The 15,790-nt window shown below is 61.1% G+C and carries 6 protein-coding genes and 1 pseudogene; 4 read left to right on the plus strand and 3 right to left on the minus strand.

The annotated features are described in order from the left end of the window. Nucleotides 1–7: 7 nt before the first annotated feature. Both AC3ITY_RS07310 and AC3ITY_RS07315 read right to left on the minus strand, forming a co-directional pair. Entirely contained in the window at nucleotides 8–2,167 is a 2,160-nt protein-coding gene (locus AC3ITY_RS07310) for a type I secretion system permease/ATPase (RefSeq protein ID WP_489308277.1), read from the minus strand. Nucleotides 2,168–2,183: 16 nt separating this feature from the next. Continuing rightward, a complete protein-coding gene (locus tag AC3ITY_RS07315; protein ID WP_489308278.1) occupies nucleotides 2,184–3,548 on the minus strand; it encodes a TolC family outer membrane protein in 1,365 nt (454 codons plus the stop codon). A gap of 588 nt (nucleotides 3,549–4,136) precedes the next feature. On the opposite strand from AC3ITY_RS07315, the gene AC3ITY_RS07320 reads away from it, so the two are divergent. The 4 genes and pseudogenes from AC3ITY_RS07320 (at nucleotide 4,137) to AC3ITY_RS07335 (ending at nucleotide 15,110) form a co-directional block, all read left to right on the plus strand. Next, entirely contained in the window at nucleotides 4,137–14,321 is a 10,185-nt protein-coding gene (locus AC3ITY_RS07320) for a retention module-containing protein (protein WP_489308279.1), read from the plus strand. 169 nt (nucleotides 14,322–14,490) lie between these two features. Beyond that, a complete protein-coding gene (gene tnpB, locus AC3ITY_RS07325; RefSeq protein ID WP_489308280.1) occupies nucleotides 14,491–14,754 on the plus strand; it encodes an IS66 family insertion sequence element accessory protein TnpB in 264 nt (87 codons plus the stop codon). Between the two features lie 18 nt (nucleotides 14,755–14,772). Beyond that, nucleotides 14,773–14,964: pseudogene (locus AC3ITY_RS07330) on the plus strand (IS66 family transposase); the annotation flags it as partial. Continuing rightward, a complete protein-coding gene (locus AC3ITY_RS07335) occupies nucleotides 14,937–15,110 on the plus strand; it encodes an integrase core domain-containing protein (protein ID WP_489308281.1) in 174 nt (57 codons plus the stop codon). The pseudogene AC3ITY_RS07330 and the gene AC3ITY_RS07335, both read left to right, overlap by 28 nt. Before the next feature lie 200 nt (nucleotides 15,111–15,310). Here AC3ITY_RS07335 and AC3ITY_RS07340 read toward each other — a convergent pair whose 3' ends face one another. After that, a complete protein-coding gene (locus AC3ITY_RS07340) occupies nucleotides 15,311–15,724 on the minus strand; it encodes a hypothetical protein (RefSeq protein WP_489308282.1) in 414 nt (137 codons plus the stop codon). Nucleotides 15,725–15,790: the final 66 nt, after the last annotated feature.

Genomic DNA, 15,790 nt, shown 5'->3' on the forward strand with positions numbered 1-15,790 from the left:
ACGACTCCTAGACGGCCGCAGAGCCGACACGGCCCTTGCGCAGTGCATCGATGACCGCTTCCTTAGGACCGTCGGCGACGATCCGTCCGTTGTCCAGCACCACCAACCGGTCCACCAGGCTCAGCATCGAGGTGCGGTGGGTCACCAGCAGGATGGTTTTGCCCTCGACCCAGCCGTGAAGTTTTTGCCGCAGGACGTCTTCGCTGCTGTTGTCCATGGCGCTGGTGGGTTCGTCGAGCAGCATGATGGGTGGATCGAGCAACATCGCCCGGGCCATCAATACAGCCTGGCGCTGGCCGCCGGACAGCAGTTGCCCACGTTCGCCCACGGGCCGGTCGAAGCCTTGCGGGTGTTGCCGGGCCAGTTCGGTGACGCCGGTCATTTCCGCCACTTCGAGCATGCGAGAGTCGCTGATATAGCGCGCGCCCAGGGTCAGGTTGTCGCGCAGGCTGCCGGCCAGCAGCGGCAGGTCGTGGGCGACATAGCCGATTTGATGGCGCAGGTCGGCGACGTCCAGTTGCCGCAGGTCCAGGCCATCGAGCAGCAACTGGCCTTCATCCGGTTCATAGAAGCCCATCACCAGTCGCGCCAGGGTGCTTTTACCTGAGCCGCTGCGGCCGATGATGCCGACGCGCTCGCCGGGTTTCACACTGAAGCTGATATTGGCCAGGGCGGGAGAACTCTGGCCGTTGTAGTGAAAGGTCACCCCGACAACATCCAGCGCACCTTGCAGTTGGGTGCGCTCCAGTGGCCGTTGCCTGGCGTCGCGCTCCTGGGGCAGGCTCATCAGCGCGTCGGTGCTTTTCATGGTCAGTTGCGCTTGCTGGTAGCGGGTGATCAGGCCGGCGATTTGCCCCAGCGGCGCCAGCACCCGACTGCCGAGCATGTAGCTGGCCACCAGGGCACCGACGCTGAGGTTGCCGGCAATGATGCTGTAGACCCCGGCAACGATGGTTGCCATACCGGACAGTTGCTGGATGAACAGCGTGCCGTTGGTAGCCAGGGCCGAGAGGTTGCGTGCGTGGCTGTCGAGGCGGGTGAGGGCGCCGTGGGTGCTTTCCCATTTGTGCTGGCGTTCGCTTTCGGCGCTGCAGGCCTTGAGGGTTTCCAGGCCGCTGAGGGTTTCGATCAGCAGTGCCTGACGTTCGGCGCCGAGGCTGAGGCTTTTCTGCACGGTGTCGCGCAGGCGCACCTGGATCACCATGGCGAAAATGATGGTGATCGGAAACGCCAGTATCGGGATCACCACCAGCCAGCCACCGAGCAGGCCGATCACCAGCAGCATCAGCAGGCAGAAGGGCAGGTCGATCAGGCTGGTGAGGGTCACGGCGGTGAGAAATTCCCGCAGGCCCTGGAAGTCATGAATGCTTTGGGCGAAGCCACCGATGGTCGCCGGCCGCGCTTTCATCGCCATGCCGGTGATGCGCTCGAACAGGGTGGCCGACAGGATCACGTCGGTTTTCTTGCCGGCGGTATCCAGCAAGTGCGCGCGCACGACCCGCAGTACCAGTTCGAAAGCGGTGCCGATCAGCAGACCGATCGCCAGCACCCACAAGGTCGAAGTGGCCTGGTTCGGCACTACGCGGTCGTAGGTTTGCATCACGAACAGCGGCACCATCAGCCCCAGCAGGTTGATCAGGAAGCTCGCCAGGATCGCATCGCTATACAACCATTTCGACAGCTTCAGCGTATCGCGGAACCAGGCCTGGACCCGAGGCACCAGTGGCGAGCGCAAGTCTTCGAGTTCGTGGCGTGGCCGAGCAAACAACGCCTGGCCACTGTAGTGTTCGGCCAGCTCCTCAGGGCTGAGCCATTGTTCGCCGCCGTCGGCTTCGCTGGGTAGGATCAGCACCTTGCCGTCCTCGCCATAACGGCGCAGGACCGCCGTGCGGCCGTTGTTGAGCAACAGCAGCACCGGCAGGTTGAGCGGGGAGATGTCTTTGAGGTCACGGCGCAGCAAGCGCGCCTGCAAACCGGCCCGGGCCGCTGCACGGGGCAGCAGGTCCAGGCTCAGGCGTTGGTGTGCCATGGGGAGCCCGGCACTCAGGCTGGCGCGGCTGACCGCCGCGCCGTGGAGTTTGCAGAGGATCAACAGACCGTCCAGAAGCGGGTCATCGAAGCTCAGGCGCGGATCGACACCGGTGTTGCCGGGTTCCATGCTGGTCATTGAACCCTCCCGGGCACTACTTCATTTCAGGCAGACGCGCTTCGTTTTTCACTTCGGTCTGGGCGATCGCGTCGGCGGGCAATACGACCCGTTGCTTGCTCAACAACTGGCCCATGTTCGCCAGGACACGGTACATCGAGAACTCTTCGGTGTAGCGCACTTCGGTGTAGCGGCGGTTGGCGTTGTAGAGTTCGTTCTCACTGTCGAGCAGGTCCAGCAGGGTCCGTTGACCGAGGCCGAACTGGTCCTGGTAGGCAATGCGTACGCGCTTGCTGGTGTCGGCGTATTCACGGGCGGTCGGGGTTTGTTTCTTGGCATTGACCATGGCGTTCCAGGCCAGGTGAATGTTCTCGTTGAGCTGGCGCAGGGCATTGTTACGGATGTCCATGGCCTGGTTGATCTTGTGCGAGTCGGAGGCCAGGCGCGCCTTGTCGCTGCCGCCGCGGAACAGGTTGTAGTTCATTATCACGCCGACCCGCCATTCGTTGTCGTGGCCTTCGTCACCCTGCACGTTGTTGTTCGCGCCCACTGCGGCCTCGGCGTCGAAGCGTGGGTAGAACGGCGACTTGGCGACTTCGTACTGGCTTTCGGCCGATTGCACGTCGGCCTGGGCGGATTTCAGGTAAGGGTTGTTTTCCACCATGCTCTGCTGGGCTTCGGGCAGGGAGGTGGGGACTTCGCCGCGAATCGATGGCGGGGTTTCGAGTTCATCGGGCATGCGCCCCACAACGGCATAGAAATTCGACTCGGCATCGGCCAGATCGACTTCGGCGGTGTCGAGGTTGTTTTCTGCCAGTGCCCGGCGAGCGCTGGACTGGTCGGCATCGGCGTTGCTGCCCACGCCGCGCTGGGTGCGCAGGCCGATCTGGTCGTTGACCCGCAAGTGCGCCTGCAGGTTGTTCTTGGCCAGTGTCACCAGTTCGCGGCGCTTGAGTACTTCGAGGTAAACCTCGGTGGTGCGCAGGGCCAGATCCTGAGCCGTACCCTGAGCGTAATAGGCTCGCGAGTTGACCACGCCCTGGGTGCGCTGGACTTCATTGGCGGTGTTGAAGCCGTCGAAGAGCATTTGCCGCAGGCGCAATTCCGACTGGGTGTAGTTCAAGGTTTCGGTGTTGTGCCCGCTGGGAGTGAGCGCCCGGGTATTGGTGTTATCGCTGTACCCGCGCCCGTAGGCGGCGTTCAGATCAACCGATGGATAAAACCCCCCTTTGGCGACCTTCACGTCCTCATCCGCCGACAGGCGGCTGTCCACCCGTGATGCCAGTTCCGGGTGGGTCGCGATGGTGCTCTGGATCGCTTCGGTCAGCGTCATGGCCTGAGCCTGGGACGAGCAGGCCATGGCCAAGAGAACCGCGCTGCAGAGGGGGGTTAATAGGCGCATGTTGCATCTCCCTGATTCCTGATGGTGCTTATCAGTCGCCAATTATTTGACGATATTTATAGGTAAAGTTGTTTCACATCCTTAACAAAAGAGCTAAGAACATTCTGGAGCGTAGCTAAGAAATTTTTTTCATAACGGCTATGCAAAAAAAAACTTATGCGCTCTACAAAATCCAGCACATTGTTCAAGTCGAAAGCCCTTGTTTTACGAGCTCTAGGGCGCTTACCGGGGTTTGAGGAAAGTTCCAATCCACTTATCGACATAGAGCGGAGAAGTGCTGGAGGGGAGGGACGCGAGCGATCTGGTGGCGACGGTTTTTTGTCACTTGAATGATTCAAGATCGTTACGCATCGCTCACAGGCAACGTTGTTGCGAACAGGGATCCGATGCCATTGATTGCAAAGGGTTTTTCCAAAAATCGTAAACAGCGCCGTGAGCGACTGGCTGGGCGAGATCGTTGCCGGGGCCACGGCTTACTCACGTAAACCGGTACCTGGAACACGATCCGCCAGACAACCCGCTTGAGCCATGAGCACGTTCTTCGCACAAACAAGCTGCCGACAGCGGTTGGCTGCGGAGGAAGTGCACATGGCTACGCTCATCGGTATCGTCAGTAAGGTCATCGGTCAGGTGTTCGCGATTGCGAGCGACGGTACCCGGCGTGCTTTGGTCGAAGGGGACAGGCTGTTTGCCGGCGACCAACTGAACACCGGCGCTGAAGGCGCGGTGGCGGTGCATCTGCAAAATGGCCAGGAGCTGACCCTCGGGCGCGGCAGCAGCATGCAGATGACGCCGCAGTTGCTCGCCAATCAGATTCCCCATGTGGACTCGCCTGAAGCGCTGACGCCGAGCGAAGCGCAGCTGACGGATGTCGAGCAGCTGCAAAAAACCATTGCGGCTGGCGACGACCCGACCCAAACCGCTGAAGCCACCGCTGCCGGGCCTGCCACGACTGCCGGTGTACCGGGCGGCGTCCAGGGCAGTGGCCATAGTTTCGTCCTGCTCGAAGAAGTGGGCGGGCGAGTCGACCCGATCATCGGCTTCCCCACTGCCGGGTTCAATGGCATTCCCGAACTTCCCGAAGAACGCCTGAACGCTAATCCGGACAACGCAGTAGCGGCCGATGCCCCTGTGGTGCCGCCGGTGGTTGCGCAGGTGCCGAACAATCCGGTCACCTTCGACGGCCTGTCGGAGCAGAACGGCGAGCGGACCGTCAATGAAGCCAACCTGGCCGACGGTTCGGCGAGGAACGCAGACTCGCTGACGCGAAGCGGCACCTTCACCATCAATGCGCCCGACGGGCTGAGCAGCCTCAGCATCGGCGCGATCAACTTGATCAGCGGCGGCGTGGCGGCAGGTTTCCCGCAGTCGATCACCTCCCCGCTGGGCAGCACGCTGACCGTCACCAGTTACAATCCGGCCACGGGCGTGGTCAGTTACAGCTACACCCTCAACCGTGCCGAATCCCACGCAAGCGGCGAGGGTGCCAATAGTCTTGTCGAACACGTCACCGTTGTGGCCAGCGACAGCAATGGCGACAGCACTACCGGTACACTGGATATCAGCATCACCGATGACGTGCCCAAAGCAGTCGATGACAACAATGGCACCGCCTCGGAAACCCTGCTGACCCTCAACGGCAATGTACTGAGCAACGACGTGCAAGGCGCCGACCGCGTGACGCTCGGCGAAAACACCGGCCCGATCACCCCGGGCACCTTCACCGGCACTTACGGCACCTTGGTGCTGAACGCCAACGGCACTTACACCTACACGCTGAACACCAGCGATGCCGACTTCAAAGCCCTGCACGGTGGTGGCGACGGCACTGAAACCTTCACCTATACACTGACAGACGCCGATGGCGACAGCAGCACCGCCAATCTGGTGCTACAGATCCACAACAACGATGATCCGGCCACGATTGGCGGTTTGAATGTTGGGGGCGGCGAGTTGGCCGTCTTCGAGAAAAACCTCAGCGACGGCAGCGCACCGGACTCCACGGCGTTGACCCAGAACGGCACCTTCACCGTCGCCGCACTGGACGGCGTAACGACCCTGACCGTCGGCGGCATTGCCGTGGTCAGCGGTGGCGTGGCCGCCGGCTTCCCGCAATCGATCACCACGCCGTTAGGCAGCACGCTGACCATCACCGGGTTTAACGCGGCGACCGGGGTGATCAGCTACAGCTACACCCTCAACGATAACGAAGCCCATCCGGCGGCCAATAACGCCAACACTTTGCCTGAGCAGTTCGCCGTCACCGTAGTCGACGACAACGGCACCACCGCGACCGGTTCATTGGACGTGAACATCGTCGACGACCTGCCCAATGGCGTGGACGACAGCAACGCCAGTACCGCTTCGGAAACCCTGCTGACGTTGAACGGCAACGTGCTGAGCAACGACGTGCAGGGCGCCGACCGCGTGACGGTCGGTGAAAACACCGGACCGATCACCCCCGGTACCTTTACCGGGACTTACGGCACCCTGGTGCTCAACGCCAACGGCACCTACACCTACACCCTGAACCCCAACGATGCCGACTTCAAAGCCCTGCATGGCGGTGGCAGTGGCAGCGAATCCTTCACCTACACCATCACCGACTCGGACGGCGACAGCAGCACCGCCAATTTAGTGCTGCAGATCCACAACAACGATGACCCGATCACGATTGGTGACTTGAACGCTCAGGGTGGTGAGCTCACCGTCTTCGAGAAAAACCTCAGCGACGGCAGCGCACCGGATGCCACGGCGCTGACCCAGAACGGCACCTTCACCGTCGCCGCCCTCGATGGCGTGACAACCCTGACCGTCGGCGGCATTGCCGTGGTCAGCGGTGGCGTGGCCGCCGGCTTCCCGCAATCGATCACCACGCCGTTGGGTAGCACGCTGACCATCACCGGGTTTAACGCGGCGACCGGGGTGATCAGCTACAGCTACACCCTCAACGATAACGAAGCCCATCCGGCGGCCAATAACGCCAACACTTTGCCTGAGCAGTTCGCCGTCACCGTAGTCGACGACAACGGCACCACCGCGACCGGTTCATTGGACGTGAACATCGTCGACGACCTGCCCAATGGCGTGGACGACAGCAACGCCAGTACCGCTTCGGAAACCCTGCTGACGTTGAACGGCAACGTGCTGAGCAACGACATGCAAGGCGCCGACCGCGTGACGATCGGGGAAAATGCCGGCCCCATCACCCCCGGCACTTTCACCGGCACCTACGGCACCCTGGTGCTCAACGCCAACGGCACTTACACCTACACCCTGAACCCCAACGATGCCGACTTCAAAGCCCTGCAGGGCGGTGGCAGTGGCAGCGAATCCTTCACCTACACCATCACCGACTCGGACGGCGACAGCAGAACCGCGAATCTGGTGCTGCAGATCCACAACAACGATGACCCGATCACGATTGGTGGCTTGAACGCTCAGGGTGGCGAGTTGACCGTCTTCGAGAAAAACCTCAGCGACGGCAGCGTACCGGATGCCACGGCGCTGACTCAGAGCGGCACCTTCACCGTCGCCGCCCTCGATGGCGTGACAACCCTGACCGTAGGCGGCATCGCCGTGGTCAGCGGCGGCGTGGCCGCCGGCTTCCCGCAATCGATCACCACGCCGTTGGGTAGCACGCTGACCATCACCGGGTTTAACGCGGCGACCGGGGTGATCAGCTACAGCTACACCCTCAACGATAACGAAGCCCATCCGGCGGCCAATAACGCCAACACTTTGCCTGAGCAGTTCGCCGTCACCGTAGTCGACGACAACGGCACCACCGCGACCGGTTCATTGGACGTGAACATCGTCGACGACCTGCCCAATGGCGTGGACGACAGCAACGCCAGTACCGCTTCGGAAACCCTGCTGACGTTGAACGGCAACGTGCTGAGCAACGACGTGCAGGGCGCCGACCGCGTGACGGTCGGTGAAAACACCGGACCGATCACCCCCGGTACCTTTACCGGGACTTACGGCACCCTGGTGCTCAACGCCAACGGCACCTACACCTACACCCTGAACCCCAACGATGCCGACTTCAAAGCCCTGCATGGCGGTGGCAGTGGCAGCGAATCCTTCACCTACACCATCACCGACTCGGACGGCGACAGCAGCACCGCCAATTTAGTGCTGCAGATCCACAACAACGATGACCCGATCACGATTGGTGACTTGAACGCTCAGGGTGGTGAGCTCACCGTCTTCGAGAAAAACCTCAGCGACGGCAGCGCACCGGATGCCACGGCGCTGACCCAGAACGGCACCTTCACCGTCGCCGCCCTCGATGGCGTGACAACCCTGACCGTCGGCGGCATTGCCGTGGTCAGCGGTGGCGTGGCCGCCGGCTTCCCGCAATCGATCACCACGCCGTTGGGTAGCACGCTGACCATCACCGGGTTTAACGCGGCGACCGGGGTGATCAGCTACAGCTACACCCTCAACGATAACGAAGCCCACCCAACCGGCAACGGTGCCAACACTCTGCCTGAGCAGTTCGCCGTGACCGTGGTCGATGACAATGGCACCACCGCCACGGGCAGCCTCGACGTGAACATCGTCGACGACCTGCCCAATGGCGTGGACGACAGCAACGCCAGTACCGCTTCGGAAACCCTGCTGACGTTGAACGGCAACGTGCTGAGCAACGACGTGCAGGGCGCCGACCGCGTGACGGTCGGTGAAAACACCGGACCGATCACCCCCGGTACCTTTACCGGGACTTACGGCACCCTGGTGCTCAACGCCAACGGCACCTACACCTACACCCTGAACCCCAACGATGCCGACTTCAAAGCCCTGCATGGCGGTGGCAGTGGCAGCGAATCCTTCACCTACACCATCACCGACTCGGACGGCGACAGCAGCACCGCCAATTTAGTGCTGCAGATCCACAACAACGATGACCCGATCACGATTGGTGACTTGAACGCTCAGGGTGGTGAGCTCACCGTCTTCGAGAAAAACCTCAGCGACGGCAGCGCACCGGATGCCACGGCGCTGACCCAGAACGGCACCTTCACCGTCGCCGCCCTCGATGGCGTGACAACCCTGACCGTCGGCGGCATTGCCGTGGTCAGCGGTGGCGTGGCCGCCGGCTTCCCGCAATCGATCACCACGCCGTTAGGCAGCACGCTGACCATCACCGGGTTTAACGCGGCGACCGGCGTGATCAGCTACAGCTACACGCTGAACGATAACGAAGCCCATCCAACGGCCAACGGCGCCAACAGCCTCACCGAGAACTTCAACGTCGTGGCCACCGATACGGACGGCGACAGTGCGACCGGGCAGATCAACGTCAACATCGTCGACGACCTGCCAAAAGGCATGTACGACAGCAATGCTTCAACGGCCTCGGAAACCCTGCTGACCCTCAACGGCAACGTGCTGAGCAACGACGTGCAAGGCGCCGACCGGGTAACTGTCGGTGAAAACGCCGGACCGATCACCCCCGGCACCTTCACCGGCACTTACGGCACTCTGACGCTCAATGCCAACGGCACCTACACCTACACGCTGAACCCCAACGATGCGGACTTCAAAGCCCTGCAGGGCGGTGGCAACGGCACCGAAACCTTTACCTACACCATCACCGATTCGGACGGTGACACCAGCACGGCGAACCTCGTGCTGCAGATCCACAACAACGATGACTCGATCACGATTGGCGGTTTGAATGTTGAGGGCGGCGAACTCACCGTCTTCGAGAAAAACCTCAGCGACGGCAGCAACCCGGACGCACCGGCGCTGACCCAGTACGGCACCTTCACCGTGACCGCGCTGGACGGCGTGACAACCCTGACCGTCGGCGGCATTGCCGTGGTCACCGGTGGTGTGGCCGCCGGCTTCCCGCAATCGATCACCACCCCGTTGGGCAGCACCCTGACCATCACCGGGTTCAATGCCGCCACTGGCGTGATCAGCTACAGCTACACCCTCAACGATAACGAAACCCACCCAACCGCCAATGATGCCAACACCCTGCCCGAACAGTTCGCCGTGACCGTGGTCGACGACAGCGGCACCACCGCGACGGGCAGCCTCGACGTGAACATCGTCGACGACCTGCCAAAAGGCGTGTACGACAGCAATGCTTCAACGGCCTCGGAAACCCTGCTGACGCTCAATGGCAACGTGCTGACCAATGACGTGCAAGGCGCCGACCGAGTAACGGTCGGGGAAAATGCCGGCCCTATCACCCCCGGCACTTTTACCGGGACTTACGGCACCCTGGTGCTGAGCGCCAACGGCGCTTACACCTACACGCTGAACACCAGCGATGTCGACTTCAAAGCCCTGCACGGCGGTGGCGACGGCACCGAATCCTTCACCTACACCATCACCGATTCGGACGGCGACAGCAGCACCGCCAACCTGCTGCTCAACGTATACAACAACGACGATCCGGTGACCCTGAACGGCCTCAACGTGTATGGCGGCGAGCTGACGGTCTACGAGAAAAACCTCAGCGACGGCAGCAGCCCCAATACGCCGGCCCTGACCCAAAGCGGCACCTTCACCGTCACCGCACTCGATGGCGTGACAACCCTGACCGTCGGCGGCATTGCCGTGGTCACCGGTGGTGTGGCCGCCGGCTTCCCGCAATCGATCACCACCCCGTTGGGCAGCACCCTGACCATCACCGGGTTCAATGCCGCGACCGGTGTCGTGAGCTACAGCTACACCCTCAACGATAACGAAGCCCACCCAAACGCCAACGGCGCCAACATCCTGCCTGAGCAGTTCGCCGTCACCGTGGTCGATGACAACGGCACCACCGCGACGGGCAGCCTCGACGTGAACATCGTCGACGACCTGCCAAAAGGCGTGTACGACAGCAATGCCAATACCGCTTCGGAAACCCTGCTGACGCTCAACGGCAACGTGCTGAGCAACGACGTGCAAGGCGCCGACCGGGTGACGGTGGGTGAAAACGCGGGACCGATCACCCCCGGTACCTTTACCGGCACTTACGGCACCCTGGTGCTGAACGCCAACGGCACTTACACCTACACGCTGAACACCAGCGATGCCGACTTCAAAGCCCTGCACGGCGGCGGCGACGGCTCCGAATCCTTCACCTACACCATCACCGATTCGGACGGCGACAGCAGCACCGCCAACCTGGTGCTCAACGTCTACAACAACGACGATCAGGTAACCCTCAACGGCCTCGACGTGTATGGCGGTGAGCTGACGGTCTACGAAAAAAACCTGAGCGACGGCACCAGCCCCAACACGTCGGCCCTGACCCAGAGCGGGACGTTCACCGTGGCTGCCCTCGACGGCCTGCAGACACTGACCGTGGGCGGCATCACTGTGGTCGCCGGAGGCGTGGCCGCCGGCTTCCCGCAATCGATCACGACGCCACTGGGCAGCACGCTGACCATCACCGGGTTCGCCGCCGCCACCGGGGTGATCAGCTACAGCTACACGCTTAACGATAACGAAGCCCATCCAACGGCCAACGGCGCCAACAGCCTCACCGAGAACTTCAACGTCGTGGCCACCGATACGGACGGCGACAGTGCGACCGGGCAGATCAACGTCAACATCGTCGATGACCTGCCGAGCGCCAAACCTGACTCGTCGTCGGTAGTGGAGGGCGGCACCGTCAACATCAGTGTGCTGGGCAACGACATCAGCGGCGCCGATGGTCCGGCGACGGTGGTCGGCGTACGCGCCGGCAGCAATACCTCGACGTCGGCCATCGGCGGGCTGGGCAACCAGATCAATGGCACCTATGGCTACCTGACCCTCGATGCCAACGGCAATGCGGTGTATCACAGCAACCAGAATTCCGTCGGCAATGCGGGGGCCACCGATACGTTCACCTATACGGTGCGTGATTCCGATGGCGATGAAAGCACCACCACCATCACCATCGACGTGGCCGACAGCATTATCAAGGCCAACCCCGATAGCGACGTGACGGTCTACGAAAAAGCCCTCGACCTGAGCAAGGACGGACAGGACCTGGCCGCCGGTACCGTCACCGGCAGCGACCCGGGCAACACTGGCGAAACCGCGTCCGGGACCCTGGTCGGTTCGGTCTCGGGTGGCAGCGGCGCGCTCATCTACACCCTGGTCGGCAGCGCCACCGGCACCTACGGGCAGATCCTGCTCAACCCCGACGGTAGCTACACCTACACCCTGACCTCGGCACCGAAAACCTCGCCGAATGCCAACGACGGGCCGAACAGCCTGAGTGAAAGCTTCACCTACAAAGCCACCGATGCGCTGGGCAACAGCAGCACCAGCACCATCGTGGTCAACATTGTCGATGACGTACCCAAGTCGGTGGCAACGGATCGCTCGGTAGCGGCGGTGGAGATCGATTCCAACCTGCTGATCGTACTCGACGTCTCCGGCAGCATGGACGACCCTTCCGGCGTGTCGGGCCTGTCGCGGCTGGATCTGGCCAAGCAGGCCATCAGTGCCTTGCTGGATAAATACGACGACCTCGGCGATGTGAAAGTGCAGCTCGTCACCTTCAGCAGCAGCGCCACCGACATGACCTCGGTGTGGGTCGATGTCGCGACCGCCAAGACACTGCTGTCCGGCCTCATTGCGAACGGCGGCACCAACTACGACGCGGCCGTGGTGACCATGCAGACCGCGTTCAACACCTCGGGCAAACTGACCGGTGCGCAAAACGTCGGCTACTTCTTCTCCGACGGCAAGCCCACCACCGGCCAGGAAATCGGCACCGCCGACGAGACTGCGTTGAAGGCCTTCCTCGATGCCAACAACATCAAGAACTACGCGATCGGCCTGGGCAGTGGCGTGAGCAACGCCAACCTCAATCCACTGGCCTATGACGGCAGCAGCCACACCGACACCAATGCAGTGGTGGTGACCGACCTCAACCAGCTCAACTCGGTGCTGTCCGGCACTGTGATCGGCGCACCGGTCACCGGTTCGCTGCTGGGCGAGGGCGGCACATTCGGCGCCGATGGCGGCTTCATCAAAACCATCACGGTGGACGGCACCACGTACACCTATGATCCGAGCGGCAACAGCAATCAGGGCTCGCTGAGCTTCAGCGGCGGGCTCAACCACAGCACGTTCAACACCGTGGACAACACGTTGAGCATTGCCACCAACAACAGCGGTACCTTGCAGATCAATCTCGACACCGGTGAATACGCCTACATTTCGCAGAAAACCACGTCGGTATTGATCACCGAAACCATCGGATTCACCGCCAGCGACAACGACGGCGACCTGGCCAGCGCCACCCTGACGGTCAAAGTCATACCGAACGCACCGCCAGTGGCCGCCGATGATAACGTCATCACCAACGTACTCTCGGGCACCGTCGTGGTTCCGGGTGAACTGTTGCTGGCCAACGACACCGATCCCAATGGCGATCAACTCTCGGCGACACCAACCTCCTTCAACACCGGCTGGATAGTGAAGGGCGCGGACTTCACCGGGACCGGCGCGATCAACTTCGCCGACACCAATAACAACCCCGCCAACCAGAGTCTGGCAAACGTGCGCAATGCCTTTGCGGCTAACGCAGCGAACATGACGGCGCTGCTGGTGATCAGTGGCTATCTCGACAAAGCGAACAGCTCCAATGGCAACAATGAAGACCTCATCACGGTCAATCTGAAACAAGGCGAGACGCTCAACCTCGATCACAACCTGGCGGCCGGGCACGTCACGATGGAGTATTCGCTCAACGGTGGGGCGTTCGTCAGCATCGCCGATGGCGGTACCATCACCGCAAGCGCGGATGGCACTTACCAGATCCACATGACCAACATCACCGACCCCGGTAACGGCAATACGAATGCGGCGGAAAACTATCAGCTGACCATGACCGTCAACTACGCCGGGGCACACGACGTCACCCCGGACTACCACGGCACCTACACCGCCAACGACAACCATGGCGGCAGCGACTCGGCCAACCTGACCATCAGCTATCAGGACGGCCACACCCTCACCGGCACCAGCGGCGATGACGTACTGGTGGCAGGCACGGGCAACAACATCATCAATGCCGGAGACGGCAACGATGTGCTCACTGCCGGCTCCGGCAACAACGAGATGCACGGCGGTGCCGGCAATGATTTGCTGTTCAGCGGCTCGGGCAATGACATCCTCGATGGCGGCCCGGGCATCGACACGGTCAGTTACGCCCACTCCAGCGCCGGGGTGACGGTCGACCTCAGCCTGCTCGCTGCGCAGAACACCCTGGGCGCGGGCTCAGACACCCTGACCGGCATCGAAAACCTCACCGGGTCGAACCTCAACGACACCCTGACCGGTGACAACAACGGCAACGTGATCAACGGCGGCCTGGGCAACGACATCCTCAACGGCGGGGGCGGCGATGACTTGCTGATCGGTGGCCTGGGCAACAACACCCTGACCGGCGGAACGGGGGCTGATACCTTCCAGTGGCTCAAGGGCAACAGTGGCCATGACGTGATCACCGACTTCACGCCCGGCACCGACAAGCTCGACCTGTCGCAACTGCTGCAAGGGGAGAGCGGTACCACGGCTTCACTGGATGACTACCTGCACTTCACCGTCACCGGCAGCGGACCGTCGACGGTGACCAGCATCGATGTCAGCGCCATGGCCGGCGCCGCGCCGAACCAGACCATCGACCTGGCTGGCGTCAACCTCGCCAGTCATTACGGTGTAACGCCTGGAGCGGGTGGGGTGATCGCGGGCGGGCATGACACGGCGACCATCATCAACGGCATGCTCAACGATCATTCGTTGAAGGTGGATACGGTGTGACCTGAAAAACCAAATGAAAAAACCCGCCATTCCTGTGTAAGGGATGGCGGGTTTTTTGTAAGCGCGCCATAAACCCCACATACAAGACTCGCAGCGGTATGACTCACCCACATAGGTAACAAAACAGTTCAAGCACATAGGTAACAGTCTTTAACTGGCACTGGTCGAGTTGGATATCAAAGTCGGGGTATTCGACCCTGTGCTTTTCGTCTTCCTCAACAAGCCGCGCAACCGCGTGAAGATTTTGTATTGGGAGCGCAACGGCTTCTGTCTCTGGCTCAAACGCCTCGAATCCGAGCGATTCAAAACATCGCCCGATGCCACTGACGAGGCGATTGTTCTGACCGCGCAGGAACTGAACTGGCTACTGGATGGTTTTGATCTCTGGCGCAACCGCCCTCATCAGGTTTTGACACCGCGATTCACGGCCTGATTCGGCATAATCCAGGGCATGATTTCCGTGCCCGAAAACCTCCCCGATGATCCTGAATTGCTCAAGCAGATGCTTGCGAAGATGCAGTCCAGAGTCGGTTTTCTCGAAGAAGAAAACGCGCTGCTGCGTCAGCGCCTGTTCGGACGCAAGTCCGAGCAAACGGCTGATCCGGCAACGCCCCAATGGAGCGTTTCTTTGGACGCCTCAAGTCAGAGTGGGTGCCAGAAGATGGCTATAGCTCGGAGCATGAAGCCCGGGTGGATGTGCAGCGTTATGTGATGCGTTACAACAACGTCAGGCTCCATAGCTACAACGACTACCGGTCGCCGGCAGCTATGGAGAAACTGGCGGCATGAAAACCGTAACTGGAGTCCAGAATTACTTGACCAGTTCAGATTACTTGACCAGTTCAGAATCCCCCCAATCAGCGAGATATTTCCTTCTTCGAGTGCGTCGCCCTCGACGGTCAGCGTTCTTCTGGTTGTACTCGCGCCTTCCTCAACGGGATTGCCTTCGTCGTCGGTCACCTCGTCGATGGTCAAAGGGTGCGCCACTTTCACGGTAAAGGTGAAAACGCTGGACTCTTTACCAGCGGAAGACTTGATCTTGATGGCGTATGTCTTTGCTTCCAGGTCGACGAGTTTGATGCTGAGTTTCCGCAACCGTTGGCTAACCCGGACTTCAGTTCAGTTTTCCCATCGAATGCCTTGGCGTCTTGATTGGGCACCGCATCGGCGTGGATGGTTACCGATCTTTCATAGGTCGTGCCGTTGTCTGGAATAGGAAATACCTCTTCGCGTACTTCTTTGATGATTGGGGTTTCGATCGCTACTGTGAACTTTTTGGGCGGAATGGAGACCGGTTCAGAGCCGTATTTGCCCATTGTGAATATCGCAAAGCAATTAAAATCGGTCACGGTGATCAGCGGCGTCTCCCAATCGCCGCTGCTGTTACTGTTCGCTTCGCCCAATTCGATTCTGAAAGGAAACGGAGTCATTAGGGAGGCAAGTTTGATCGCTGACTACTGTCATAAATA

The organism is Pseudomonas sp. GL_091 (assembly GCF_057837725.1).

What these genes read in the sequence shown, in the direction of transcription:
- AC3ITY_RS07315 (WP_489308278.1), bottom strand. Translation starts at nt 3,548, where the DNA reads ATGCGCCTATTAACCCCCCTCTGCAGCGCGGTTCTCTTGGCCATGGCC.
- AC3ITY_RS07320 (WP_489308279.1), top strand. Translation starts at nt 4,137, where the DNA reads ATGGCTACGCTCATCGGTATCGTCAGTAAGGTCATCGGTCAGGTGTTC.
- AC3ITY_RS07310 (WP_489308277.1), bottom strand. Translation starts at nt 2,167, where the DNA reads ATGACCAGCATGGAACCCGGCAACACCGGTGTCGATCCGCGCCTGAGC.
- AC3ITY_RS07335 (WP_489308281.1), top strand. Translation starts at nt 14,937, where the DNA reads ATGGAGCGTTTCTTTGGACGCCTCAAGTCAGAGTGGGTGCCAGAAGAT.